The organism is Methanomicrobia archaeon, assembly GCA_016930255.1.
In the GTDB taxonomy this organism is placed as follows: domain Archaea; phylum Halobacteriota; class Syntropharchaeia; order Alkanophagales; family Methanospirareceae; genus JACGMN01.
Map to the genome: position 1 here is coordinate 1 of JAFGHB010000074.1, position 26,737 is coordinate 26,737.

General features: G+C 47.1%; 18 protein-coding genes. 7 read left to right on the forward strand and 11 right to left on the reverse strand.

Annotation, left to right across the window (positions count from 1 at the left end):
• The 6 genes from JW878_09735 to JW878_09760 all read right to left on the reverse strand — a co-directional run.
• The coding region (locus tag JW878_09735; GenBank protein ID MBN1763333.1) for a hypothetical protein at positions 1-1,259 on the reverse strand (1,259 nt) is incomplete at its 3' end.
• 64 nt (positions 1,260-1,323) lie between these two features.
• A complete protein-coding gene (locus tag JW878_09740; GenBank protein MBN1763334.1) occupies positions 1,324-2,874 on the reverse strand; it encodes a glycosyltransferase family 39 protein in 1,551 nt (516 codons plus the stop codon).
• On the reverse strand, positions 2,855-3,538 hold the full coding sequence (locus JW878_09745; GenBank protein MBN1763335.1) for a class I SAM-dependent methyltransferase: 684 nt from the start codon (positions 3,536-3,538) through the stop codon (positions 2,855-2,857). Before JW878_09745 ends, JW878_09740 begins: the two co-directional genes overlap by 20 nt.
• Positions 3,525-5,255 carry a flippase-like domain-containing protein gene (locus JW878_09750; protein ID MBN1763336.1) on the reverse strand — a complete coding sequence of 577 codons (1,731 nt, stop codon included), beginning with the start codon at positions 5,253-5,255 and terminating at the stop codon, positions 3,525-3,527. Before JW878_09750 ends, JW878_09745 begins: the two co-directional genes overlap by 14 nt.
• Positions 5,256-5,282: 27 nt before the next feature.
• On the reverse strand, positions 5,283-6,323 hold the full coding sequence (locus tag JW878_09755; GenBank protein ID MBN1763337.1) for a GDP-mannose 4,6-dehydratase: 1,041 nt from the start codon (positions 6,321-6,323) through the stop codon (positions 5,283-5,285).
• Complete coding sequence (locus JW878_09760; protein ID MBN1763338.1) at positions 6,320-7,444, reverse strand: NAD-dependent epimerase/dehydratase family protein; 1,125 nt, start codon at positions 7,442-7,444, stop codon at positions 6,320-6,322. Before JW878_09760 ends, JW878_09755 begins: the two co-directional genes overlap by 4 nt.
• A gap of 374 nt (positions 7,445-7,818) precedes the next feature.
• On the opposite strand from JW878_09760, the gene JW878_09765 reads away from it, so the two are divergent.
• From JW878_09765 to JW878_09775, 3 genes are all read left to right on the forward strand, one after another.
• Positions 7,819-11,709, forward strand: coding sequence for a hypothetical protein (locus JW878_09765; protein MBN1763339.1), 3,891 nt, complete (start codon positions 7,819-7,821; stop codon positions 11,707-11,709).
• Positions 11,710-12,090: 381 nt separating this feature from the next.
• Positions 12,091-12,999 carry a transcription initiation factor IIB gene (gene tfb / locus JW878_09770; GenBank protein ID MBN1763340.1) on the forward strand — a complete coding sequence of 303 codons (909 nt, stop codon included), beginning with the start codon at positions 12,091-12,093 and terminating at the stop codon, positions 12,997-12,999.
• A 127-nt stretch (positions 13,000-13,126) separates the two neighbouring features.
• A complete protein-coding gene (locus JW878_09775) occupies positions 13,127-13,642 on the forward strand; it encodes a hypothetical protein (GenBank protein ID MBN1763341.1) in 516 nt (171 codons plus the stop codon).
• Between the two features lie 19 nt (positions 13,643-13,661).
• Here the strand turns inward: JW878_09775 and JW878_09780 are convergent, their stop codons facing one another.
• The 5 genes from JW878_09780 to JW878_09800 form a co-directional block, all read right to left on the reverse strand.
• Positions 13,662-14,558, reverse strand: coding sequence for a glycosyltransferase family 2 protein (locus tag JW878_09780; protein ID MBN1763342.1), 897 nt, complete (start codon positions 14,556-14,558; stop codon positions 13,662-13,664).
• Positions 14,559-14,567: 9 nt separating this feature from the next.
• Positions 14,568-15,572 (reverse strand): SDR family oxidoreductase, encoded by a 1,005-nt coding sequence (locus JW878_09785; protein MBN1763343.1) that lies wholly within the window; start codon positions 15,570-15,572, stop codon positions 14,568-14,570.
• A gap of 12 nt (positions 15,573-15,584) precedes the next feature.
• Positions 15,585-16,409 (reverse strand): UTP--glucose-1-phosphate uridylyltransferase GalU, encoded by an 825-nt coding sequence (galU, locus tag JW878_09790; protein MBN1763344.1) that lies wholly within the window; start codon positions 16,407-16,409, stop codon positions 15,585-15,587.
• Complete coding sequence (locus JW878_09795; GenBank protein ID MBN1763345.1) at positions 16,406-17,668, reverse strand: UDP-glucose/GDP-mannose dehydrogenase family protein; 1,263 nt, start codon at positions 17,666-17,668, stop codon at positions 16,406-16,408. The genes galU and JW878_09795 overlap by 4 nt, the downstream gene beginning before the upstream one ends.
• A 175-nt stretch (positions 17,669-17,843) precedes the next feature.
• Positions 17,844-19,709: a phosphoenolpyruvate carboxykinase (GTP) gene (locus JW878_09800; protein ID MBN1763346.1), complete on the reverse strand. Its 1,866-nt coding sequence runs from the start codon at positions 19,707-19,709 to the stop codon at positions 17,844-17,846.
• 126 nt (positions 19,710-19,835) lie between these two features.
• Here JW878_09800 and JW878_09805 point away from each other — a divergent pair, with 126 nt between their 5' ends.
• The 4 genes from JW878_09805 to JW878_09820 all read left to right on the forward strand — a co-directional run bounded on the left by JW878_09805 (position 19,836) and on the right by JW878_09820 (position 26,618).
• Entirely contained in the window at positions 19,836-20,315 is a 480-nt protein-coding gene (locus tag JW878_09805; protein MBN1763347.1) for an Lrp/AsnC family transcriptional regulator, read from the forward strand.
• On the forward strand, positions 20,312-21,856 hold the full coding sequence (locus JW878_09810) for a dihydropteroate synthase-like protein (GenBank protein MBN1763348.1): 1,545 nt from the start codon (positions 20,312-20,314) through the stop codon (positions 21,854-21,856). Before JW878_09805 ends, JW878_09810 begins: the two co-directional genes overlap by 4 nt.
• A 210-nt stretch (positions 21,857-22,066) precedes the next feature.
• The gene (locus tag JW878_09815) at positions 22,067-25,507 is read left to right on the forward strand and encodes a PAS domain S-box protein (protein ID MBN1763349.1); all 3,441 of its coding nucleotides are present in this window, start codon (positions 22,067-22,069) and stop codon (positions 25,505-25,507) included.
• Positions 25,508-25,622: 115 nt separating this feature from the next.
• A complete protein-coding gene (locus JW878_09820) occupies positions 25,623-26,618 on the forward strand; it encodes a prenyltransferase (GenBank protein ID MBN1763350.1) in 996 nt (331 codons plus the stop codon).
• The last annotated feature ends 119 nt before the right edge of the window (positions 26,619-26,737 follow it).

Sequence of the window (26,737 nt, forward strand, 5' to 3'; positions counted from 1 at the left end):
ACTTCGTACTCTAATGATTTAAATGCTAAATCTCTAATTTTGTCATAGTAGCTAGGAGTGAATATGAGTTCTAGACTTTTTCCAGTTGTGATCATAAATTTTTTAAATAGAATAGTGCTTAGCTCGTTATAACTTGTGGAGGATAATATCCTTTTGCTCAAGAACTCCCCCTTAAATGTAGTCTCTGGCTCCCAACCAATAAGAGCCACATTAGCATAGTTTTTAACACTTTCGAGCAAGCTAATTTCATGGAAATGAACGAGAGATAACATGCCATCGGTAAGATAAACCGCACTCTCTGCGTAGTCAACGAGAAAATCTTGGGTTATTTCGAACTGCTGGTGTGCTGTTCCCTTTTTTTTTGACACTTGTTGAGCAATTGTTGGAGTCTCATCTATACCCGGGAATATAAAGGTAAAAGTACTAATAGGGTCATGCTTTTTGTCGATAGCTGCAACCACGGCTCGGGAATCCAGACCACCGCTTAAAGATACAGCTATTTTATGGCTCCCTCTCATCCTTCGCTCAACTGCTTGCTTAAATAGTTTAACTAATTCCTCTGCATAGTATTCTTCTGGATGATTTTGATCTGTTTCCTCGTAGTTAAATTCCCAATACTGCTCTAATGATGTTCTTCCTCTTTGCCAAGTTAAGATGGAAGCTGGAGGTAGCAGATTAATTCCCTTAAAGAACGTTTTGTCCCCTAACAAATGACTAAAAGCAAAGAACTCAGCCAATGCTTCGTCATTTATTTCTTTCTTAAACGTTTTATCCTGTAGAATTGCTTTTACCTCAGACGCAAAGAGCAGTCTTCCGTTATCCTCCGTATAATATAAAGGTCGTAATCCGTATCGGTCATTTACAATTAATAACTTCTGATTTTCCATATCTAATAATGCAATAACAAAAGAGCCGTTTAATTTTTCAACGAATGTATCACCATATTCCCCATAAAGATGTAAACAAAATTCTGGATCGTTATTAAAATAAAATTTATGCCCTTTTTGTTTTAACTCTTCCTTCTCTTTTTCATAATCGAAGATTTCACCGTCCATAAAAATGCATAAATTTTCATCTTCGTTGTAAATTGGCTGGGGTTCAGGATTTAAAATCCCCAAATGCACTCGGGCAAGTGCAAAATTGTCTTTGATGAAATTATCTATCTTATACCATGATTCGTGTTTTATCACACTAATCATGCTACTTAAAATGTTCTCATTTGTGTTCCACTCATCGGCGATACCGACTATTCCTGGCATTCTAAAAACCTCCAATTTCTGATGGTTTTCTGTGCACTACTCCCCCCTCTGATAACAAGTGACTTCATTTCTCCATCAAGCCCCTCCTTAGAAGTTCCTCATAATTGAGTTTATACACGGATAAATGCTGCTCAAAGTATTCACTCTCGCTTTTTTCTCCGGTGTAAATCTCAAAAGGCGCACTTGGAAGCTTCGTCCAATAATAGGAAGAATAAACACGCTCGTATCCCCCATCTTCTAACCGCTCCTCAAGTCCCCCTCGCCCATCTATAATTAGGAATACTTTTGATGCCTCTGTACTACTCGATAAATCCCTTAAATCTGCTAGGGACACCAGAGAAAGATCATTAGGGAGCTCACCTACTTCTGCTTTCAATCCGTTCAATTCCGAATACCACCGAAGCTGAGGATCGTACCTGTCTGGCGTCAGAATCAGGATTTCATCTCCATGGTCAGTGCCAGCTAAATAATCTACAACATCTTTCGTACATGTGTAACCAAGGTCTCCGTGGTAGGATAAGAACACAAAAGAGACGGGCATCGTAGAGAATATTACCACTATTGCGACTATAGTTCCTATCTTTTTTCGAGACTTCTGCTCCAATGCAAACGCATCTTTAAAACTAAAAACGCCTTTAGATGCTAAGATCGCAAAGGGCACCGCCAACGGAAGTATGTAATATTCATGGCTAGGTGGCGTTCTTGCAAGTACAAACGCTCCGTACGCTACTAGCCAAATTACTAATATAGTCCTCAAATCCCTCGATTTATACAGCTCGTACAACGTAAATAGCAAAACCAACGGGGATATCCCAACGAGTAATCCTCCTAAAGTATTGTTCCAGTTGGAAAACAACGATGTCCTGTGCAAGGCTACCCCGTAAACAAGCTGCGCAATACCTGAAGTGCCACCGTTGACTATGTGATATATCAAATAAACCAATATCGGAATAAATCCTATCAAAACGGGAATAACTGATCTCTTCAAAACTTCTAATCGCACATCTTTAACAAAAATTACCCAAACCCCTACAATTGCCAGTATCAAAATCGAAGGCTGCTTTGTAAACAAAGCCAATCCGAAGAATATTCCAAACGGTATAAAGCTCTTTTTGTGGTTATAAGCATAAACAAAACATGCGATCGAAGCCGTCATGAACGCAGTCATTACCATGTCGGTCTGAGCCTTTCCAGAAAGACGCACCACCCATGGAATGACTAAAAAAAATAACGAAGAGAGTATCGCAACATTTGGGTCAAAAAGCTCTTTTGCCAATAGATAAACGAAAAAAACCGCGAATATCGCCGCGAAAATGGAGGTCAGCCTCGCATTTATATCAGAAATGCCAAATAGCTTGAAAAAAGCAAACACAATCCATGAGTAAAAAGGCGGAACCGCCCAGTTTATGCTCCCTCCTCGCTCTTGAATCAAAAGTGAATGGTCGAAATAGCCTTTTGCTATGAGCGAGTAGTGCCCCTCATTCCAGCCATGGATAGGGTAAGAGGATAATGTAGCAAGGTAAAACCTTACTATAAGATATGAAATGCAAGCTGTGATTAGTATCAGTTCACTTTGGCATTCTCTTAGCATCTTTTTATTTCGCATCAGTCTCATACTCCCACACCCTTTTAGCGTAAATGAATGCTTGCTTGCCAAATATTTTATGGCAAAGTGGAAACTTAAGATATAATTTCAGAAGGAAGACTGATTTTGGAAGTTTATTTTTCGTAGTATAAGGCAAAAATTTTGGTCTACACTCTACAACTTTGAACCCGTTAATTTCTAAGATTTCAGACAAGCTTCTATCATCTAAAGGGGTTATATGATCAAAAAACATCCAGTAATCTTTGAAGCAAAATCTGATATTAGGCTGTAAAATCAAGAATTTTCCTCCCCCTTTTAGAACTCTGTAAACTTCTCTGATTGTTTTTATAATGTCTTCCTTGCTCAAGTGCTCAAGAAAATTATTGGCAAACACTAAACCGATACTTTTGGTTTTGATTTGTTTCATATCGGTAGAGCTAGCCATAACTATCTCAACATCATTCCCAGCAAATTTTTTAACGTCAGGATTTAAATCAAGAGCAATTTTTCTCTTTGCTTCGATATTATTTATGAATTCACAGTATCCAGCACCAATTTCAAGGATGGTCACATCTTCTGGGATGTATTTCTGAAAAAATTCTGAACAAAGCACCTGATACATTTCCTGTCGGAATTCAACATCTTCGCCAAATCTTCTGCGATACATTTCTTGATACGTGTCACTTGTTCCCATCTTTATTCACCCCAGCCCTTACCTTAAAATACCCCCTCGACGCAAACCCTATATGAACTGCAGAAATCGCCCCGAAAATATAAATTATTACGCCCCTTGCAATATGATCGACCAATGCTATTGATGTCCCGACACTGGTAGACACACCGAACAATGCAAGGACACCCGTAATTGATGCTTCATGTATCCCGATACCCGCGGGCGTCACCGGAAGCGCCTGCGCTATGAACGCTGCGATGCCCGAAACGGTCGCAAACAAAAAGGGAAGATCAATATTGATTGCTCTTGCAGCGAAAAAGATACTGAAAATCTCAAAGAACCAGATCGGTAACGAGAGCACGAAGCAGAGTAATAGTGCTGCTGCATTCCCACGTATTTCATCTAACCCGGCCTTTAAGAGCGCAACAGACTCGCCTATACTCGGGAATCTCCTTCCCAGCAACTTTACGAAAGATTTCTCGAATTTGTAGACCATTAAGAGCGCTATAAGCAATGCGACGGCAATTCCAAGCGATAGGGCGATCAGCCAGAGGAATTGTGGTCGATAGAACAGAGTCGCGGGCAACGCCAATAAAAAAGCAAGTGCTATCAGATCGAATATCCGTTCTACCACGATTGTCGAGAGGCTCATGCCAAGCGGCTTCCCTTCAGTTGTCTTTAACGCCACACCTCGTGCGATATCACCTACTCTGGCAGGCAATAAATAGTTCAAAAACCAGCTGAACATGATGCATTTGAAGAGTATCCCGCGTGACGCCACGTATCCAGCGCTTCTCAACAGAACGCTCCACCGCCACGTTCGCAGCACAAAGGTCAAGAGAATTGCCCCACAACAGAACGCCACCCAGGAGAGCGAAACCGTCCGTAAAAGGCCAAAAACCTCCGAGAAACCGGATAAGGTGAAAATACCAGCTAAAATAAGTACGCCAAGGAGCAGTGCTAGAAGAACACCGAGCCACGAACCGCACACGACCGCGCGGAATAAATCAGCCAGAGCGATGAGATTGCCCCAGACGAAGAGCTTGAGCAATCGCTTACCATACACGAGCCCGTTCTCCGATAATTTTAACTTCGCCTCGCCTCGCTCTCGGCCATGCCAGGTGACTGGCACCTCTGCGCTCTTAAAGCCCAGAATATGTGCTTTCAACGGCAACTCCACAGTAAGGTCAAATCCTTCTGCCTCCAAGTGCTCAATACCGATCGAATCCACTACCTCCTTCCTGTATGCTTTAAAGGCGTTGGTTACATCCTTATGTGGTATTCCGAAGAGAAAGCGGACGGTGTTGTTAAAAATTCGATTTGCAAAGAGCTTCGCTGCTGGATAATCCTCTGCAGAACCGCCTTTTATAAAACGCGAGCCATAAGCAACATCATACCCCGCCTCTAGCTTCTCCACCAGTTTTGGAATGTCATGAGGAGTGTCAGACAAATCTCCCATGATCGGAATGATGACATCGCCTTCAACGTGCTTGAAACCCTCCTTTAGTGCATTTCCAAATCCAGGTACGCTTGATCGGTGTACCGGTTTAATATGCGGATTCTTACGTGCTAGCGCATCAATAATAAACGGTGTGTTATCCGTGCTGTTATCATCTACCAAAACGAGTTCATGGTCCTCTGTCACAGCATGATTTTCTAAAGTCGGTACTAACCGCTCTATTAACCGCTCAATATTCCCTTCTTCGTTATGCGCAGGCACTACGCACGAAATCTTCATCTTGTCTTCACAATTTCAATATAAAAATCAAAAAAGGGCCTTATTCGCCCTCACCCACTCCACTAACTTCTCAACACCTTCTCTCGGATTGACTTCTGGTCTCCATCCCAGCTCTTCCTTCGCTTTTGATATATCTGAGATATATACCTTCTGGTCGGAGGGTCGCCAGTTAGAATAACCCACTTTTGTCCGTTTGCTCGTTATCTCTTCTACGGAATCCAAAAGCTCCAGAAGGGATAAAGTGTTTTCATACCCGCCGCCGATATTGAACACTTCCTGCTTTGAATTACTAGTGATAAACAAATCGTAAACTTTAACTAAATCATTAATATACAAAACATCTCTAACCTGTTTTCCATCGCCATAAATCGTGATCGGCTTACCTAACAATGTCGCAATCGTGAACCACGCAACCCACCCTTGGTCTTCAACACCAAATTGCCTTGTTCCGTAGATGCAACTCATCCTGAAGACTCCGGTTTTCAAGCCATAAACACGTGCGTAATCCTGCACGTAGATATCACCCGTAAATTTTGAGGCCCCGTAGGGCGTATGTTCGCACAAATCGGTCGGAAAATCCTCTGGTATCCCTTCCCGATAGATATCATCAGCAAATTCATATCTCTTCGAGGATTCAAGAACCGCTATTTTGTTAACGTTATCGCCGTAAACTTTGTTCGTCGAGCAGTAAATCAGACAGGGATTGACTTCACTTAATCGTGCTGCTTCTAACACATTAAAGGTTCCAAGTGCATTAATCTCAAAGTCGGTTTTTGGATTCTCTAGGGATGTGGTCACCGCCGTCTGCGCCGCTGTATGAATAAGTACATCCACATCCTTCGCTAATTCTGTTAGTTTATCCGCATCTCGAATATCACCCTTGATTAACTCGATCATTTCGTACTGCTTGAGATAATTCCAGTTATACAGCACATCTACTGCTTCATAGCCCAAAAGCTCCGAACGAGAGAGATTATCAAATACCACAACATCGTCGCCCTGTTTTGCATAATATTCCGCAACATGGCTTCCCACAAAGCCCGCGCCGCCCGTTACTAATATTCTCATCTTTCCACCAACCCCCTTTTCAAGAGTTCCTTATGCGCCACCTTGAACTTATCCTCTGCTTCTTCTCGCTCGCCCCATTTCACAAATTCTTGCATTCCCGTTTCAAAATCGACCGTTGGCTTGTAGCCCAGCTTTTTCGTGAGCTTCGTAATGTCCGCAAAACAATGTCGTATATCACCCGCTCGGTATTTTTGTGTTATTTCTGGTTCCAGCACTTTATCCTTGTTATACAAACCTAAAAGTACTTGCGCAATATCTAAAATATTCGTTGGGTTCCCCGTTCCCACATTGAATGCTTCATAATTTGCAGTTGCGTTTTCCATTGCTAATAGGTTTGCCTCCACGATGTCGTGAACAGAAACGAGATCGCGCGATTGCAAGCCTTCTTCAAAAATCAACGGAGGATTGTCATTCTTTATTCTAGAGGAAAAAATCGCGCAGACGCCCGTATAGGGATTGTTAAGTGATTGTCGTGGTCCATAGACATTAAAATAGCGAAGTGCAACAGTAGGAATGCCGTATGCCCTACCAACGGTTAAACACATCTCTTCCTGGTCCCGTTTCGTGATAGCATAAATCGACGTCGGTTGTAATGGCTTATCTTCGCTCGTAGCGATTGGGTGTACGATTTTACCGCAATTTGGACATCGCATTTCCCATTCTCTTCTCTTTAACTGCTCCTCTGTTCTCAGCTTCGGATGTACGATACCGCAATCTTCGCATTCATATGCGCCTTCGCCGTAAATGCTCATCGAAGAGGCAACAATCACTTTTTTCACTGAATGCTCTTCGTTCACTAACACATCCAGCAGCTTTGCCGTCGCCATCGTGTTCACGTCCACGTATTTCTCGACCTGATACATGCTCTGACCAACGCCTACCGCAGCAGCTTGATGAAACACTACCTCAGTATCTTCGACCGCCTTAGCTAGAACCCGTTCATCTCGGATATCTTCAAAACGATAGGTTGCCTTTTTGTTAAGATAATCTGGCTTTCCTTTTGTATGGACCTGCGGCTCCAGGTTATCGAGCACCAATACTTCGCTGCCCTTCTCCACGAGCTTATCCACCAGATGGCTTCCAATGAACCCTGCGCCGCCCGTTACTAAAATTTTCATGATCGATCGCTCCCTCCTATTCTATTAACCCGTTAGAAATGGTTTGCATTTATAGCTTTCTGCTTGAGCGAAAAATAATTCGAACTCTCAATTACCAATAGCTACCGCTGTTTGGCGGTTAGGAGTGGAATAACGCAGTTGAGCGGCCGTATAATTCTGCCAACTCAATCATGCTCCCTTCCGCTTTTTCCGTCGTCTTGACTTGACCTACAACGCCTTGATCTGACAAAGTTGTTTAGTATATTGCAACGATGCCTTCGTAAATATCCTTGTGCGATGTTTTTTCCGAGATCCTGCAGTAGTGCCAGTTATTATATCTTATTCTGGGGGGCTCAGTCAGAAAACCAAAAGCACTTTTATATCAAGGAGGATACTTAGTGATAGGAAGAATGCAACGACAGCATGAACAAGCGGAAAAGCGAGCACGCAAAATCGGGATGAAGATTCCCGTACCGCCCCTCGGCGTAGAAATTGCTACGCTACTGTTCATCTTTCTCGGTGTGGAATCGCTCATTTCACTGCTGCTCGCTCCCGATAGATTGAACGCACAGGGCTATTTACATATCGTTGCTCTTGCTGCGTTCCCCCTTGCCTACGGGATCTGGGCAGAGAAGAGATGGGGCTTTTATGCCACGCTTATCTTGATCGAACCTCTTCTGTTAATCTATCCATTCATCGTTGCCTTCAGCCCGTACTTTGGCATCGAATACAATTGGATATCCGTGCTCTCATTTGTCGCGGTGGGTTTGGCCGTTCTTCCTCTCCTCATCACAAACGAGCGCTATGCCGATTTGTTTAAAGGGACAAAATTGCAAATGGTCTTTGAAAAGCTCCCGTTTTTCAACGTGCTTTTCATTATCTTCGGGCTTGCCCTCGTTATTAGAACGGTATTACCTTACGATACCGTCTTCAAAGATACCGTACGGTTCGCCTCTGATGATGCGGTATTTCATATGCGATTGGTTGAGAACGCTTTATTCGGTGACCATTTTCCGTCTCGACCGTTCTTCGATGCCTATACCCTCTTCCCGCACGGAACGTATCTCCATTTTGCACCGCTCTTCGAGCAAATTATCATCTTCGCTACCTGGATTATTAGTCTTGGTGCACCGACGAAAGCGGTAATGGAAGCCGTCGGTGCATATTTCCCTGCTATACTTGGATCTTTGGTCGTTTTTCCCGTGTATATCATCGGCAAGGAGCTTTACAACAAATACGCGGGTTTTGTAGCTGCGGTATTAGTTGCAACGCTGCCGGGGCAGTTCCTCTCTCGTTCTATCATCGGGTTTACCGATCACCACGTTGCGGAAGCATTACTGAGCACCATACTGATGATGATTCTTATAATAGCGCTGAAACGCGCGAAGGCTGATATATCTGAAGGAGATATGTTGAGTTGGTTCGAGAAAAAACCCAAAGAGTGGCTGAAGAGCAAGAACTCCCCCTTCCTCTGCTATATCGCCCTGATTGTATTTCTCTTTTACGTGATACCGTGGGCGTGGTGGGTTTTTCTCGCGTTTATCCTCTTCCTTCTCGCACCGCTCATATTCACCGTCTGGAAAAAGCCTGATTCATATCTTCTTTACACCTGCTTAGCAGGTCTGGCTCTTGGATTTTATCTCCTCACCTGGTTTGCTGGGTTGGTCTTCATTTTCGTTATCTTCGCATACGGCGTTATTCACTATACTATAAACGGCCTGCGTGGCGAGTCAAACGAATATATTTGCGTTACGCTCATTCCGGTATTCCTCATTGCGCTGCTGATGATCCTCCCGTTCTTCGGGCGCCCGTTCCCCTACGATATCCGGCATGTCGCTACGTTAAGCATGGGCATCATCGTTTTTTCCATTCCGCCCCTGTTCAAATACCTTACTACGAAAGTCGGATACCGACACGAGTTCGCAAGCGAAGAGCGCGGTAAAGCTGAGCCCAATAAGCCACAAACAAGTGGAACCGAGTACGTGTGCCCGATCTGCGGTAAGAAATCAAAAACCGTTGGGATCGTAGAGCATATAAAACGGAAACATAGTAGTGAAGGTGAGTCAAAAAGCAACCGCAAAGTGATTAAACAATTCTTCGCTGACCATCCCGAGCTAAGCGCCGCTAAAAAATCAGGAATTGAGTCTATAAGTGGCTCGTCTCCGTTGGAAAAGATCGCCCACTACGAGTTCCTCTTACCTAGCCTTACGGTGCTCGTACTCTTTGTTCTGTCCTGGGTATTCTTCCCGTCAATATTAAACGCTTTCAACTGGTTCTCGCCCAGTGGCGTGCTCCTGACTATAGCGGAGAACCATCCAATGGACACGGAAACGGCCTGGATATGGTTTGGAATGCCGTTCTTCGTCTCACTCTTCGCCATGGCACTCCTGGTTATAAACGTCGTGAAGCGAGACAGGTCGGAAGAGGTTTTGCTATTGGTGTGGAGCGTTATCATAATGATTTCAGTTGGAGGATTTGGGGTATTTGGCATTGAAACCATCGGAATGAATCGGTTCGCTTATTATTACACCGTCAATGCCGCGATCCTTACGGGATTCTTTGCTGCCGTTGCTTTTGACGCATTAACAGATATCGGCGAATCAGAAAAAAAAGAAGAATCTGCAGCAACCATTCAATCCGCTAAGAAGGGGGCAAAAGCGAAAAGCAGTGAGTCAACGCTTGATTTACGGCTTATCGTCTTTGCATTCGCCATCATGGCCATCGCCATCTTGGGCCTCATCCAGGTTGGCATTGAATCTCTCATTCCACTTGCTGGTATCGTCGCGATTTTCTTTGTCTGGATGCATGTGGCAAACACAAAGAAAGCGACTATAGAGAGACCACTCAGAAAAACGCTTGCCATCTTGCTCATTATGGTTATTGTATTCTATCCGTTCCCCTTGAATGCCATTGCCAAGCCCTTTCCCTCTACCTCAAATCTACCGTTAAGTGCAGCTTACGCCATAAATACCGCCGAGCGGGGTATTGGCGCGGACGAAAACTGGTATGAAGCGCTGCGCTGGATGCGGAACAATACGCCAGAGCCCGGTGTTGATTATTATGGATTGTATGATGAACCTCCCCTAAATGACACCACTGGTGCCAGAGAGGATTATAACTACCCTTCATCAGCATATGGTGTCATGAGCTGGTGGGATTACGGCCACATGATCACTTGGATTGCACATCGTATCCCAAACGCCAACCCGTTCCAGCAAGGTATCGGTAAGCCAATAGGAGAAGACCCTCCCGGAGCTAGCACGTTCTTTATATTAAACACCGAAGAAGAGGCCAACGAGGTCGCCGACACACTCGGCGTACGATACGTGATCAGCGACTTCATGATGGCTGATATATGGAACGCCTACTACAACAAGTACGGCGCGATGACCGTCTGGGCTGGTGACCCGGAACGGTACAGTAGCCTCTCGTACTATTATACCACGATGGAGGCACGGTTACATATGTTCGACGGTGCCCAAACCGATGTGAATGGCATGATCGTCCCCGCATTGGCTCACTATCGTCTGGTGCACGAAGCACCGACGTTTGTCCTCCCCATGATCATTATGGATGAGAATACCGGAGCGATGTATTGGAGAAGTTTCTCCGCGGATTATAGTACAACCGCCACCCAAGCGCAGATTCTGCACGGGCATCTCTTCGATCTCCCCGTCGGCCCCTGGATCGAAGACCCCCTGAATGAGGAAGAGCTGCCTGAGATGTTAACGATGGCCTTTAATTCCTCTGGCATCCCGTTCTCTGAGCAGAGCACCGTGAGCAAGGTGAGTGAGGGCCAGTGGACGATCCGTGATGAGATCAACAATAACATATTCATCATTAACAAGGACGATGGTCAGTTGCAGGTTTATCTCTATGGAGTCAAGACCGGGCAGTCGAATGTCAAAGCATGGACGCCCGAATACATCCAGCCCGTGAGTTTCGTGAAAGTTTTTGAATACGTCGAGGGCGCACGAATAGAAGGGACTGCTTCTAATGGCTCTTTGATTACGATATCGACAGATATAACCACGAACTATGGAAGGACATTTACGTATGCTTTGGATACCACAGCCGCAGCTAATGACTCATATGAGTTTATCGTGCCGTATTCAACCGAAGGCCCTATGGATGGGGGTACGAATTTTGATGTCTCTGTCGCCCCGTACACACTAAAGGCAGGTCATTTCGAGAATGATACGATCGTATGGGATGTCGAGAAGGAGGTCCGAATCACCGAAGAAGAGGTTATAGATGGGAGAACGATACGAGTAGACCTCCTGGAGTGAACTTTTCTATCGTTTTTCTTAACGGGTTTCCCCGTCACTCGTGGTTTATAGATGGAGTTAGTGATTATTTACACGCCTTTATTACTCCACCATGCATGCTCATTGCTGCACCTGCGACAGCTCAATGTTGGTTTTCTGCCTTTTTGCACGTTTAAAGATCTTTTTTGCCCGTCTGCTCACACCGAGGTCAGTTTCCTATAGCTTTTTATAATATGACGACTTGGTAATAGTATAACACATCGTAGGAAGAATGAACATCCCTAGAATGGAAAGAGAGGGAAGGAAGGAAGAGAGTTATTGTACTTTGGGTTTCGTGACTTTCGGGACCGATAGCGAGAGCTTTAATTCCTTTTTCGTTCAGAGGTGATGATGAGATAAAAAATGAGTGAGAGAATACGGAAATGTCCCGAATGTGGATCGAAAAGTATTGTGGTAGATTCTAAGCATGCTGAACTTTATTGTGCTGACTGTGGGGTGGTATTAGTCGAGGATATCGTTGACCTCGGCCCCGAATGGCGTTCTTACGACGAAGAGCAAGCTGCTAAGAGGATACGTACCGGCCCACCTATGAGTTATCGGATACACGACAAGGGGTTGGGTACACCGATGCCTGGGCTGCCGGCACGCACGAAACGATTGCGAGGCATAAGCATCGACTCCAGTGATAAGACCCTTGCCCTCGCGCTCGTGGAGATCGACCGGATGGCGTGTGCACTGAAGTTGCCAAACAACATCAAGGAGGAGACGTCGGTATTGTACCGAAAGGCGATGAAGAAGAGTCTGATTAAGGGGCGGAGTATCGAGGAACTGGTCTCTGCGATGCTTTATATTACGTGCCGACGGTATGAAGTCCCGCGAACGCTCAAGGAGATCGCGGCGGTCTCAAGGAGTCCCCTGAAAAAGATACGAAGGGCATATATCTTCCTTATAAGGAAATTGGAGATAAAGCTCGCTCCGGCCGATCCTGCGCTTTACATCCCCCGCTTCTGCTCTAACCTTGGGTTGAGCGAGGAGATCCGGGAGCGTGCGATAGAAATACTGAAGGATGACAAGGGTACCGGCGTGGCGAAGGGCTGGGGGCCGATTGGTACCGCCTCGGCCGCAATTTATATCGCGGCGATTTTAAGTGGCGAGAAGATAACGGAGAAGGAGATAGCCAAAGTCGCGGGCACCACGGAGATTACCATTCGGGATAGATACAAGGAGCTGGTGAACCGATTAAACATAGATATCCTTTCGCCATACGCGTCGCGAGAAGGGGGTAATCTTATGGGTCTGGGGATTACGTAATTTTACTGCACTGCCTCTACAAGCAGTTAAGCCACCGACGAGTATGATTTTTGCCCTTTACACTGCGCATTCATTTCAGCCACATAGATGAGACGGATTGCTGAATTGAGGAACGAAACGGGGGGAGATGAAAGCGATAATAAGTGTATTCGATAAGGCAGGAGTGGCAGAATTCGCAAAAGCCCTGCATGAGCAAGAAATAGAGCTGCTCGCAACCGAAGGCACTGCACGGACGATTTCAGCAAGTGGAATGCCGGTAACCAGAGTTTCCGACTTCACGGGCTTTCCAGAGCTGCTCGGCGGGAAGGTGAAGACGTTACATCCTCGCATTCACGCTGGGATCGCAACCGGGGAAATAGGATTCGTGGTCGTGAATCTTATACCTCTAGACCTTGCATCCACATCCAAAAAGCCGTTGGATAAGATGGACATTGGCGGTGTCGCTATGCTCCGTAACGGGATAAAGAACTTTGAGCACGTCGCGGTTATCGTAGATCCTTCACGATATAATGAGATAATTGAAGAATTAAGACGGGAAGGAACAGTCACTCGCGACATGAAGCTGCGTTTAGCAAGGGACGCTTTGGAATACCTACGGGCCTACGATTCAAAGATCGCCGGGCTGTTAGAGCGGATGGAATAGTACGTCGATCGTTTCCTTTTTATTTTAATAGCCTCTCTTCGATCCTGTCCAATTTCTTCGTCAGATAATCGATAATGAGCCCGATAGAGATGAGTTGTATGGCGATCAAAATGAGAAAGGTCGTAAGAAGGGGGTAATACTCGTGCGTTAATCCGCCGAACGTGATTTGTTCGTAAACGGCGATTGAACCCGTTATCAATCCTACCACAATAAAAAAGAACGAAGGGAGCATAATCATCTTTGCGAGCAGTGAGGTCTCAGAAAATGCCACGGATAGCAACGCCGCGAACATTTTGTAGCCGTCCCGGATTGGTCGTAATTTTGATTTCCCCACGCGTTCCCGGTACTCAATGGGAATTTCGACGATTTTATAGCCGTGCTTCGCCGCTCGCACCGTCATCTTCGTCTCGAATTCTAAACTCTTCGCATTGACGTTCAATTTGTCAAACATCTCCCGCCTGAATGCTCTGAATCCCGTCTGGCTATCGGTGATCGTCATACAACTTATATACGCAGCGAGAAAGGAGAAGATGTGATTTCCCAGTTTATTTAACAACGGCATGTTCCGCACATCTCTGAGCCGCGAGCCCAGGACTAAATCCGCGCCCTTTTCAATCTCCGCTATACAATCGGGTACATATTTCGCCGGATAAGTGTAATCAGCATCGGTGAAGATAACAATGTCGCCCGTTGCGTGTTCGACACCTGTTCGTAATGCAGCAACTTTCCCTCTGTTCGTCTCGTGTTTGTACAATTTAACGTCATCATAGCTCGCTGCCACCTCAAAGGTCCGATCTGAAGAGCCGTCATCAACGACGATTATCTCGTCAACTTTATCCGAATATTCATCAATGACTAAGGGTAACCCCTTCTCTTCATTATACGCCGGAATTATCAGCGATGTTTTTAATCTCATTTCTTCTCTTTATTTAAAATACCGGATCGTCCGTTCTAACCCGTCCCTCAATTCTATCTTGGGCTCCCAACGTAAAATCTCTTTTGCTTTTGATATGTTGGGTTTCCTTCGCGGCGGGTCGTCTTTTGGCAACGGATAGAAGTGCAGCTCCGAAGACGATTCTGTGAGCTCTTTTATCACGCTCGCAAGGTCTAAAATGGTCATCTCTTCTTCGCTCCCGATGTTTACGATCGCCCCTTCTGCATCGTCTAAGAACGCAAGTCTGAGCAGCCCCTCTACCTGATCGGTAACGTAACAGAAGCTCCGTGTTTGTGTTCCGTCCCCGAAAATAGTAAGCGGCTTATCGCCCAATGCCTGCTCGATGAATCGGGGAATGACCCGCCCGTAAACTCCCTCTGCCCTCATCCTCGGGCCGTAGGTATTAAAGATTCGTGCTATTCGTGTATCTAAACCATGCTGCATCCTGTATGCAATCACATACGATTCTCCACAGCGTTTTGCCTCATCGTAGCAGCTTCTCGGCCCTATTGGATTTACATTGCCGCGATACTCTTCTGACGTCGGTATCTCTGTCTCTGGAGGCGCACCATAGATCTCGGATGTCGAAGTGTAAAGGAACCGTGCTCCATGCTTCTTCGCTATACCCAGAGCGATCCATATTCCCAGGGTGTTCGCCTTTAAAATCTGGATAGGGTATTGCTCGAACTCAAAAGGAGACGCCCTACTTGCAAGATGCATGACGATGTCCAGTGGTTCATCGAAGAAAATAGGTTGTGCGATGTCATGCTGGACGAACCTGAAATTATCCTTGTCCAGCAGATGTGATATATTGACTTTCAAGCCGCTGACGAGATTGTCCAGACAAATGACGCTCGCTCCCTCCTCTACAAGCGTTTCAGAAATCCAGGAGCCTAAAAAGCCTGCTCCTCCGGTAACCAAGACGCGCTTGCCTTCAATATCTTCGCTTATAGTGCCGAGATCTTTATGTATTTCTTCGATCTCTTTTGTCTCCATCTTTAGCCACCTTTAATGAATGCCTGCAATGAAACTTTTGAGCGCTTCTTTAAATCGTTCATCTCCTAAAGAAAGTTCAATATTCGACTTTATCCAGTCAAGCTTGTTCCCGATGTCATATCTCCTGCCCCCGTAGACGTAAGCGTATATCTTCTCGCTCGTGAGACGTAACGCATCGGTAAGTTGGATTTCATTCCCTTTCCCTGGCGGCGTCTGCTCAAGTGCATCAAAAATCGCGGGGGTCAAGATATACCTACCCAGGATTCCCAAATTTGAGGGCGCCTCTTCGGGCGAAGGTTTCTCCACTAAATCCTCAACGAGGTACGTATCTCCCTCAATCTCCTTTCCTTTTATTATCCCATAGCTGCTCAGTTTCTCTTTTGGCACCTCTTCAACAGCAATAATCGCAGCCTTAAATTCCTCGTATTTCTCGATTAACTCCGCGGTACACGCGGGGATTGTAATCGTATCGCCTAAAAGCAGAGCAAACGCCTCGTCACCTACAAAACTCTTCGCGTGGTAAACCGCATCTCCCAGCCCACGAGGCTCCTTCTGCCGCGTATAAAAGAGATTGACTCCTTTCATCAGCTCGTCGATCTCGTCTAAAAACTTGTTGTTCAGTTCGCTTTTACCAAAATGATCCTCTATCGCCCTTTTACCCTTCCCCGTTACAATCAGGATATCAGTTATCCCTGACGCTATCGCTTCTTCCACCACGTATTGTATAACGGGCTTATCAACGACAGGAAGCATCTCCTTGGGCTGTGCTTTCGTTGCGGGTAAAAATCGTGTTCCTAAACCCGCTGCCGGGATAACCGCCTTTTTTATCCTCATCACCAACACACCCCCTCATAAATCGCAGCCTCTTTCTTGGCTTTCTCAACCCTTCTTCCATCTATCACGATCTTACCCGTATAGTTTAAACTCTCGAACTCGCGCCATTCCGTCACAATCAACACGGCGTCGGTGTCGAGCACCGCCTCGGGTGAAGCGCACTCCATCTGAGGATACCGCTTTTTGAAGGCATCCATCGCTTTGGGGTCATAAACCACCACATGAGCCTCTTCTTCAATCAATCGCTCGATAATCGGAACCGCTCTGCTTTCGCGAATATCGTCCGTATCTGGCTTGAACGTTAAGCCTAAAACACCTATCTTCCGCCCTTTTAACTCAGGAATATGCTTTTTGAGGACCGTGACCAATCTTAAAGGCTGTTCATCGTTCGCGGTAATCACCGCTTTCAGAATCTGTGGCGTTTCGCCTAGCTCTTCTGCTTTCGCTATCAAGGCTCTGACATCTTTAGGAAAACAAGAACCCCCGAATCCGATGCCCGCTCTGAAAAATGACGGATTTATCCTGCCATCAAGCCCCACTCCCTTGAATACGTCGTAGGCATCTATTCCCAATCTCTTGCAGATATTACCTATCTCGTTTGCAAAGCTAATTTTGGTAGCAAGGAACGAATTACTGACGTATTTGATCATCTCGGCCGTCTTTATGCCAGTACTCAGCTTAGGACCGCTAAAAGGTTGATAGAGCTCTTCCAGAGTCCGTTTTGAGCGCTCATCTTCCACACCAAAAACGATTCTATCGGGTTTGAAGAAATCTTCAACTGCACTGCCTTCCCTGAGGAATTCGGGATTCATTGCGAGCCCAAAATCATCGCCTGCTTTTTTATGTGATACGCTTTCGATTATCGGTCTTACGACTTCTTCTGTCGTTCCCGGTACAACGGTGCTCTTGACGACCACCACATGGAAGTTTGTCTTCTTTTCGAGAACCTTGCCTATATCTTCCGCCGCAGATTTGATATATTTGAGATCAATCGACCCGTCAGCCTTCGAGGGCGTGCCCACGCATATAAAGGTGATATCGCTATATTCGAGTTCTCTGTAATCCACGGTTGCGTGAAGTCTCCCTTTGTTTTTCACAATGAGTTCCTCCAAACCTAGCTCGAATATCGGCGATCTTGCCGAGTTTAGGGTATTAATCTTCTCCTCATCGATATCAACGAAAAGTACCTCATTCCCCAGTTCGGCAAAACCTGCTCCTGTTACGGTGCCAACATAGCCGCACCCGATTATGCTGATTTTCATGCTATTTTGTTTTTGTGTGGTCCTACAAAGTGTTAGAATAATCATTTATCCCTGCCCCTTCATCAAACAGGCCATCTAACACCAATCAACATCATGCTTTTTCTTTTTATAAAAAGCCTTGTAAAAGAAAAGATCGCTGTGCGTGTGTGTGTTCCGATTCGATTAAACGTGCATTCTAAGCGAACTCAAAGGGCGGTATGTGATCCCCATAGTCCTTCTGCGCATCGATGAGCCTTTCTCGTTGCTCTTCCAAGACCGTAAAGAGCTCTTGCGGCGTATCAGGAACTTCTGTCTTGTAGAACTCCGTCACGCGCTCGATCTTCGCTAAGTTCTCCGCGATCCGCACCGTGAATTGTTCGACGTAATCCTCTAGGGGATATTCCTTATCAAGTACCGCTTTAAACAGCTGCTTGAGGTCGTCGTATTTCGGTATGAGTCCGGTAGGCGTCTTTATAGCCTCAACTTCATTATGTGAGCGCCGTTCCATCCATTTGAGCCAGACCGCTTTGTCCGTTTTATCGTTCACGAATCTGCCCGCCGCGTCTCGTAAGAAGTAATTCACGGAGAATATACGAGGCGGCTTTTGCAATTTCGTGTCGAATTTTAGATGGTGCGTTATATAGTCACCAAGGGGAATGGAGAGGAAATCGAGGTTTGACATTGGGTTGATTTTTCGCACTCCTTCTTGCCCCAACGTTGCCGCGGTCGTTTCTGACTCCAGTGCCGCGCCCATGGTAATAACCCCGTGCACCCAATCAAAGGATTCTTCTACCGGCACTTTCGTGTCTGAGTCGCGTCCACCGTAGATTATCCCGCCGATAACGACGCCATCAGGATTGTCAAGTTCGGGGTCCACGTTCTCTAACCGCTTCATGTCCAGAGTGAACCGTGCATTTGGATGTGACGGCGGTATCTCGTTACCCTCGGCATCCTGCTTCCCAAGCTGCCATGCTCCCGAATGGTTGAACCCTCTTTTAGGCGGTTTGCCATCCTTACCAATCCAGTAGACACCCTTTTCTTCCGTGACCAGGACATTAGAAAAAATGACCGCGCCCGGGCTATGGAGTGCGCCCCAGATAATGCGGTCATCCCGGGAGTTTACGCCCTGTATAATGCCAAATATACCCTTCTCCGGGTTTACTGCACGTAGCACGCCCGCTTTTGCCCGTAAGTACGCGATATCATCACCAACGATGCTCTCCCCTTTTATCATCGACGTAGAAGTCTTGCCACAGAGCGAAGGAAAGGCGCCGGTAAAGTACGTTATCCGGTCACTTGGGCCGTGCACACCCATGATGAACATGTGCTCAGTGAGCCACCCTTCTTGTGACGCTCTCTTTATTGCAGGGCGCATAGCCAGCTTCTTGAGGCCTATCGTATTGCCGCCGTACTGCGTATTCGCAGTGTACACCGTTTCATCCTCAAGATCGATATACACCCGCCGTTTAGCAATATTCTTTGAGGTCTTCCGCTCGTCCAGTTCGCCTGCGGAATGCACGAACTTTAAGAACCGCGCCGCTTTACCCAATCGCACGAATTCCTCGTAGCCCTGCCGATACAGCAGGTCTTCCGAATGCGCCACATAGCCGGAATCGGTGAGCTGGAGACAGGGGATAGAAAACTCCGAATTGAGCGGCCCCAAACAGAAGAAGCGCACAAACAACTGATGCCCCTGCATGATGTCTTTCAGTATCTCACGAATCTCTTTGAGCCCCTCCGCTCTATCCATCGCGTTTATATTCGAGCCTAAATCAACACCTTCCGGTAGAAGGAACTTCGTATTCTTCTTATCCCGTGCTTGGTCATAATAGCCGTCGAAATGGACCGTATGCCCGCTCAACGCAAGCTCCATTTCCTCTCCAGCTCTTATCGCTTCTTGCCTGACATGCTGGATATCTTCCGGCGAATCCGTGCAGACGAACACCCTATCCGGATTGCACAGCTCGACGTACGTAGCAATAAAATGATGAAGCTCGGGGTTAGCGATCTTCATAAGTTTCTGATAATTTTCAGCCCCTAATCGGCCCTTCAGCACATTCATGGTCTTCTCATCTTCCATCGGTTATCCTCCATTTCATTCGCTTTCCTCTCGTTTGGTTGGGTAAGCGTAACCAAAAGGAATAGAAAGATAGCTATTTATAAACTTTTCGATATTTATTTTTAACAAATGGCGGAAATGAAGCTGAAAAATAAGGACAAATGCATACTTCGGGCGCTGCTGGAGAACGGGAGGTATTCGTATTCGGAGCTGGGGCGGAGGTGCGAAGTAAGCCGCCAGGTGGCTTTGGAACGCGTGAAGAAGCTATCTGAAAGGGGTGTTTTAAAGAGCTTTTCGGTCTCTTTAGACGCGGAAAAACTCGGGTTCGCTTTTCAAGCCTACATGCTCATGATCGCGAAGCCTGAGGGGAAGCTGCGAGAAGAACTCATTGAATTCCTGCGTACGAGTGAGCATGTGCGTAGCATCCATCTCCTCTTCGGCCGGTTTGACTTCTTTATGGAGCTCCTATTCAAGGATAAAGAAGAAATGACCCGGTTCTTAAGGGCGCTACAGTCTTTTGACGCCGTCGAGCGGACGGAAACATTCATAGTGAATCAAACGATAAAGGATAAACCAGAGGACGCGTTTTTAGCGTGTTTACGCACATGAGGGTCGTGTTAGCTACCGGACGGAAAGCGGAAGAGATGGTTAAAGCTGCGGTGAAAGCTGCGACTGTGAGTGCGCCCCAGATAACCTGCGAAGTGCTTACGCAGAGCTTGAATATCGCCGCTTTTTCCACGCCTCGTTCGCTAAAGAAGGCACTTGAGAACTGTGATGCATCCGAAAAGATAGGTAGGGATCTCATTTTGGTTTCCGGGTTTTGCACAGCGGATTTCAGCGATTTAGAGAAGGAGATAGCCACACCAATCAGATTGGGACCCCGACATGCGTACGACATCGACGAGGCATTACAGTTCGTAGAAGAGGTGGAGTTCTCGCCACATACGCCTGCTGATGTCTTCCTGGCTGAGAAGCGGCGAGCAAATGCGAAACAGCAGCTGGACGAGTTAGAACGTAGAGTACGTGAGACATTCTCCGTAAAGGGCGTGAAAATCGGTGGCGGCGCACGAATGAAGGTCTGTGCAGAACTCGTGGACGCAACGCTGATGACCGAGGATGCGATAGCGCGAATGGTAGAGCACTACCTGAAGAGCGGCGCGGACATTCTGGATATCGGCGTTCATATCGGCGCGACGCACGCAGAAGTGGATAGTGCGGTACAAGCCGCATTGGCGTTCGCACCGGACGTTCCTATCTCCATTGATACGCTGGATCCCGAGCTCATACGCGTGGGTATCGAAAACGGCGTGGATATGGTGCTCAGCTTGAATAAAGATAATATCCCTGCGGTGGGTGATGTAGTAGCAGAAAGGGACGTAGCAGCGGTCGTAATTCCTGACAGCGAAGGTACACACGAGAGTCTCGAGAGCTTGCTTGCAAACCTGAAAATGGCGGAAGAGCACGGCATAACGCGCATCATTGCCGATCCCCTCTTGAACACCATTGGCTACGGAATTGCGGAATCCTTGTACAACTATTATCGGTTTAGATTGCAAGAAAGGGATACGCCGCTTTTCTTCGGCATTGGCAACGTTACCGAGCTTACGGACGCGGATTCGATAGGGATAAACGCGACCCTGGCAGGCATCGCCTCTGAACTGTGCGCAGATATCCTCTTCACTACAGAATGCAGTGATAAAGCGCGCGGGAGCGTAAGAGAGCTGCGGATAGCGTCGGAGATGATGATACTCTCGAAGGCACGCGGCAGTGCGCCGAAGGATGTCGGAATCGATCTTTTAACGCTCAAGGAGAAGCGAAGAAAACCCGTCAAGAGCATCCCTCATGACGAGAAGTTTATCGTGGCGACGAGGAACGAAACGTGGAATCTTGACCCTAAAGGCTGCTTCAGGATCTCTATTGGGGAGGTAGACGGCGCCGGTAAGGAGGACGATAAGATGATCTGCGCGCAGCATTCGCCTTCCGGCAGGCGGATAATAGGGAAGAGCGCGCAAGAGATAATGGATACCATCCTGCGCTTGGATCTGGTTTCACGACTCGAGCACGCTTCATACCTGGGCAAAGAGCTGGCAAAAGCCGAACTCGCGCTACGATTGGATCGGAGTTATGAGCAAGACGAAACGCTCTTTTAATAGCCGGGCGTACGACGGTACGTCGCCAGAAAATACATTACGTAACCGAGGTCTGTTTTTGGATTGAAGAACTTTTCGCCTAGAGCTGCAATATTGCTGGATCATGAGGGATAATAGTGAGTGAGATAAAAGAAGAAGCTCTACAATCAGGTTATGTGTTACGTTACTTGACTTAACTTGATTTAACTTAACGATGAAGGAATTATTGGAATGGAAAAAAAGAAAGAGACCGCTCGTGGTGGTGTAAAGCTTGAGGCGAAGCTTCTTGTGTTACTCGGCATGGTGGTAGCCAGCGTGCTCACTGCGCTTTATGCTGGCTTTGTCGAGCAGGTAACCATTGTTTATACCCACTTTTTCTATATCCCTATCCTGTTAGCCGGCATGTGGTACAGGAGGAAGGAGGCTGTTGCCGTTGCGCTATTTCTCGGCATCGTGCACATTCTCATAACGTATTTCTCGCCAGCCCCGCTTACCGCGAATGAATTTGGAAGAGCTGCTATTTTCGTCCTCGTTGCGTACGTTATCGGGTATGTGAGCGAGCAAAGGGCTGAACGCGAGGATGCGGTGCGAGAGCGCGAGGAACGATATAGCACCTTCTTGGATTCAACATCGGAATTGTCATTTCTAAAAGACGACCAGTTCAGATTTATACTCGTCAATAAAGCTCTTTCCGAATACTTTGGGAAGAAGGCAGAAGAAATCATCGGCAAGACGGATTTTGACTTCATGCCCGAACCTGCAGCTGAACAGTGCAGAAACACCGACAAAAAAGCCATCGCGGCAGGAACTGTTGTGGTAACCGAAGAACAAGCTGGTGATCGAATATTAGAAACCCTGAAATTCCCGGTCAGACTCGGTGACAACAAGATCGGCGTAGGTGCATACATCCGGGACATCACCGAGCAGAAGCGGATGGAGGATGCGCTGCGGGAGAGCGAAGAGAAAGTACGTTTAGTCACCGATCAGATCACGGATGTTGTATGGAGCATGGATTTAAAAGAAAACTTCACCTTCGTAACACCTTCTATCGAACGAATAACAGGATACACGGTTGACGAAATCCGCTCACTAACGTTCAATCAACTCCTAACTCCGGAATCTTATAAGACCGCAATGGAGCTCATTAATCAGCGCATGAAAGTGGAAAACCATAAACCAGTGACGATGGAACTGGAACAGATATGTAAAGATGGATCTAGGGTGTGGTGTGAAATAACAGCTATCTTCGTGGTAGATCAAAATAACCGCCCCACTGGAATAGTTGGAGTAACGCGTGACATCAATGAACGCAAGCAGGCAGAAGAAGCGATGCGGGAGAGTGAAAAGAGGTATCGTAGTCTCTTTGAGGATTCTCCCATTGCTCTGTGGCTGGAAGATTTCTCTGCTATTAAGAACTTTTTCGATTCATTACGAGCGTCGGGCGTCAGCGATTTTAGGGCCTATAGTGAGCACCACCCTGAAGTTGTTGCCACCTGTGCAACTCAGATGAAGGTGCTTGATGTGAATGTGGCAACCCTTACGTTGTATAACGCGAGGAGCAAGGAAGAGTTACTGGGCGGTTTAACCTCCATTTTCGTTCCAGAGTCATTCGATGCATTCCGAGAGAACCTTATTGCTCTGCTTGAAGGAAAAACCGATTTTGAAATTGAGGCTATCAATCAGACGCTGACTGGCGAGATGCTTGACCTTATCGTCCAGTGGTCTGTGCTTCCCGGCTATGAAGATTCGTGGTCTCGGGTGTTGGTTTCCTCTGTAGACATCACTGACCGGAAGCGGGCAGAAGCGGCACTGCGCGAGAGCGAAGCCCAACTGTCCAACGCCATGGAAATCGCTCAACTGGGGTATTGGGAGTATGACGTAGCTAAAGACCTGTTTACTTTCAACGATCACTTCTACGCCATTTTTCGCACCTCGGCTGAGCAAGTCGGCGGCTATACGATGTCATCTGCTCGTTACGCTCAACTTTTCGTGCATCCCGACGATAGAGAGGTAGTCGGTATCGAGATTCGGAAAGCCATTGAAACCACAGATCCCCATTTCAGTCGCCAACTGGAACACCGCATTATCTATGCCGACGGCGAGATCGGCTACATCACCGTCCGCTTCTTTATCCTCAAAGATAATCAGGGTCGTACGGTCAAGACTTACGGCGCGAATCAAGACATCACCGAGCGCAAACGGATGGAAGACGAACTCCGGCGATCGGAAACCCTGTACCGGACCTTCTTCGAAGCTACTGGTGTCCCTACCGTGATTCTTGACGAGGACGGGACCTTTTATCAGGTAAACGCAGAAGGCGCGAAAATCTCGGGATTCACCAAAGAGGAGCTGGAAGGCAAGAAGAGCTGGACCGAGTTCATCGCGAAAAAAGAAGATCTTGAGATGATGCGAGAAATCCACCGATTACGAAGAACCGATCCCGATCAAGCTCCCATGAACTATGAATTCCTGTTCAAAGACCGCTACGGAAATCTTCGGAACATCTACGTGACCGCTACACTCATCCCCGGAACAAAACGGAGTGTGGTATCCTTTGCGGACCTTACCGAACGGAAGCGTGCAGAGGATGCGCTCAAGGAGAGCGAAAAAAAGTACAGAACTTTTGTAGACACTGCAAGCGATTTAATGCTCATTGCGGACAAAGATGGAAAGATTACTGATGTAAATCAATCAATGGCCAGAACGTTAAGATATTCCGGAGAAGAACTGCTTGGAATGCCTATTACTCAGCTTTTAAGTAAGGAATCGTTGGAAAAAGATTTCAAACCAAACTGGGAGGAATTCATCACAGAAGGAAAAATCAGTCTTGGAACTACTTTTGCAACAAAGGATGGGGAAGAGATTTACGGTGAAATAAAGGTTGTTGCTGTTTATGATAGTGACGGCGAGTATGCAGGAAGTAGAGCGGTATTTCGCGACCTCACCGAGCGCAAGCAAGCAGAGGAGGAGCGAGATCGTATTCTTAAAGAGCTTGAAGCAAAGAACCGCGAACTCGAACGATTCACCTACACCGTCTCTCACGATTTACGGTCGCCACTCGTTACCATACAGGGATTCACCGGTATGCTCCAAAACGATTTAGAACGGGATAACAAAGAGAAAGCGAAGACCGATTTGCAGTACATAGCAAACGCAACGACAAAGATGGACCGCCTTTTACGTGATACACTGCAGCTCTCTCGTATCGGGCGCATAGCAAATCCACCCGAGGATGTGCCGTTTGGAGCAATTGTTCAAGACGCACTGGAGCAGACTACAGAGCAGATAAAGTCGAGTGGCGTTGAGGTATCCGTGGCCGAGGACTTGCCTACGGTTCACGTGGATCGGATGCGGATAGCAGAGGTGCTGGTGAACCTTATTGGGAATAGCGTGCGGTACCGGGGCGAACAACCGCATCCGAAAATTGAGATCGGGTATCGCACAGAGGATAAAGAAACCGTGTTCTTCGTGAAGGATAATGGCATCGGTATAGATAAAACAGAGCACGAGAAGGTCTTCGAGCTGTTCTATCGTGTGGACGCACATGGTGAAGGATCGGGTGCCGGGCTCGCGATCGTGAAGCGGATCATCGAGGTGCACGGCGGTCGAATCTGGATGGAATCGGAGATAGGCAAAGGCACTACGGTCTGTTTTACGCTGCTCGTGGTGTGAAGCGAGAAAAAGAGCACGGCGAACAAGAGAAGGAAGTTGTACGTCCCATAAAAGAGGACGAATGTGCTTTTAAATAAGAACGAGTACTAAAAGAAAAGAGGATACCGCAGGAACGATGACGCGAACGAAAGATATACTCGCCGGCTGGCTTGAGCTTTCTGGATTCCCAAAGTTCACAACTTCCATGATTCCCTTTCTCCTGGGCGCGGTCGTCGCCTGGGTCGAAGACCCCGGTACCTTTGACGGCCCGGTACTCGCAATCTCGTTGCTTGCCGTATTCCTGATTTCCGAGTTCTGCTTTGTGCTCAATGCGAGCAGCATCTACGCCGATCTAAAGCGAAAAGGATTCGATCCCGATCATATCGCGGGCGCAAGCAGGCTTCATAATACCGCGGCCAGCGGCCGATTCAACGCATTCGCGAAGGGGCTGATAACGGCGAAGCAGGCGGATATCGGCGCGTATCTCTGTGTCGTGGCTGCGATACCGCTCGGCGTGCTCTTGCAGTTCCGTTTCCATACCGGGATTCTGACGCTGCCCATCGGTCTCATCGGTATCTTCATTGCGTACGCTTATTCACGCGGCCCGCGGCTCTCGTACCACGGCCTGGGCGAAGTAGCGATAACGACCGGTGTAGGCTGGATAACGGTCTTCAGCGGCTACTATCTGCAAGCAGGCCACGTGAGCTGGCTCCCGACGATCGTCGCCCTGCCCTGGGTGATCGACGTCTTCAAGCTGAAAATAACGCGCGAAATACCGGATTTCGAGTGCGACGGGTTAATAAACCGCAGGAACCTGGTTGTTCGCTGGGGCAAGCACGTGGCGGCCAGCCTGTATCTACCGCTGACACTGTGCTCCTGGCTCACATTTATCCCCCTGCTCTTCCTCGATATCGGCATCCCCTACCCGCTTTTTCTGCTGCTCGTGCTACCGATGTACTTCACGGCAAAGAGCTTTCGGCTCATACCAGCATTTAAAAGCAGTTTGAACAAAGGGAGCAGCAAAGAGGCAATCAAGAAACAAGTCAAAGCGATAACGAAGAATGCCTTCACGGGCATGATTCTGATTCCTGTTGCACTCATCGTGATTCTTGGGGTTGCGGCGGTGCTGTGAGCGTAAAAGAAGTCTTAAAGGACGATTCACCACGGTATCTAGATAAGCCTGACCCTGCGACCTTCTTTTCTTGTAAATCACGAGAAAAATGGAAACATACTTAACGCACGTGTGCATTA

Excerpts from the sequence above, each read along its gene's own strand:
- JW878_09740 (MBN1763334.1), bottom strand. The coding sequence starts at position 2,874 with ATGAGACTGATGCGAAATAAAAAGATGCTAAGAGAATGCCAAAGTGAA.
- JW878_09745 (MBN1763335.1), bottom strand. The coding sequence starts at position 3,538 with ATGGGAACAAGTGACACGTATCAAGAAATGTATCGCAGAAGATTTGGC.
- JW878_09750 (MBN1763336.1), bottom strand. The coding sequence starts at position 5,255 with ATGAAGATTTCGTGCGTAGTGCCTGCGCATAACGAAGAAGGGAATATT.
- JW878_09755 (MBN1763337.1), bottom strand. The coding sequence starts at position 6,323 with ATGAGAATATTAGTAACGGGCGGCGCGGGCTTTGTGGGAAGCCATGTT.
- tfb (MBN1763340.1), top strand. The coding sequence starts at position 12,091 with ATGAGTGAGAGAATACGGAAATGTCCCGAATGTGGATCGAAAAGTATT.
- JW878_09775 (MBN1763341.1), top strand. The coding sequence starts at position 13,127 with ATGAAAGCGATAATAAGTGTATTCGATAAGGCAGGAGTGGCAGAATTC.
- JW878_09780 (MBN1763342.1), bottom strand. The coding sequence starts at position 14,558 with ATGAGATTAAAAACATCGCTGATAATTCCGGCGTATAATGAAGAGAAG.
- JW878_09785 (MBN1763343.1), bottom strand. The coding sequence starts at position 15,572 with ATGGAGACAAAAGAGATCGAAGAAATACATAAAGATCTCGGCACTATA.
- JW878_09795 (MBN1763345.1), bottom strand. The coding sequence starts at position 17,668 with ATGAAAATCAGCATAATCGGGTGCGGCTATGTTGGCACCGTAACAGGA.
- JW878_09800 (MBN1763346.1), bottom strand. The coding sequence starts at position 19,709 with ATGAATGTGCTGAAGGGCCGATTAGGGGCTGAAAATTATCAGAAACTT.
- JW878_09805 (MBN1763347.1), top strand. The coding sequence starts at position 19,836 with ATGGCGGAAATGAAGCTGAAAAATAAGGACAAATGCATACTTCGGGCG.
- JW878_09810 (MBN1763348.1), top strand. The coding sequence starts at position 20,312 with ATGAGGGTCGTGTTAGCTACCGGACGGAAAGCGGAAGAGATGGTTAAA.
- JW878_09815 (MBN1763349.1), top strand. The coding sequence starts at position 22,067 with ATGGAAAAAAAGAAAGAGACCGCTCGTGGTGGTGTAAAGCTTGAGGCG.
- JW878_09820 (MBN1763350.1), top strand. The coding sequence starts at position 25,623 with ATGACGCGAACGAAAGATATACTCGCCGGCTGGCTTGAGCTTTCTGGA.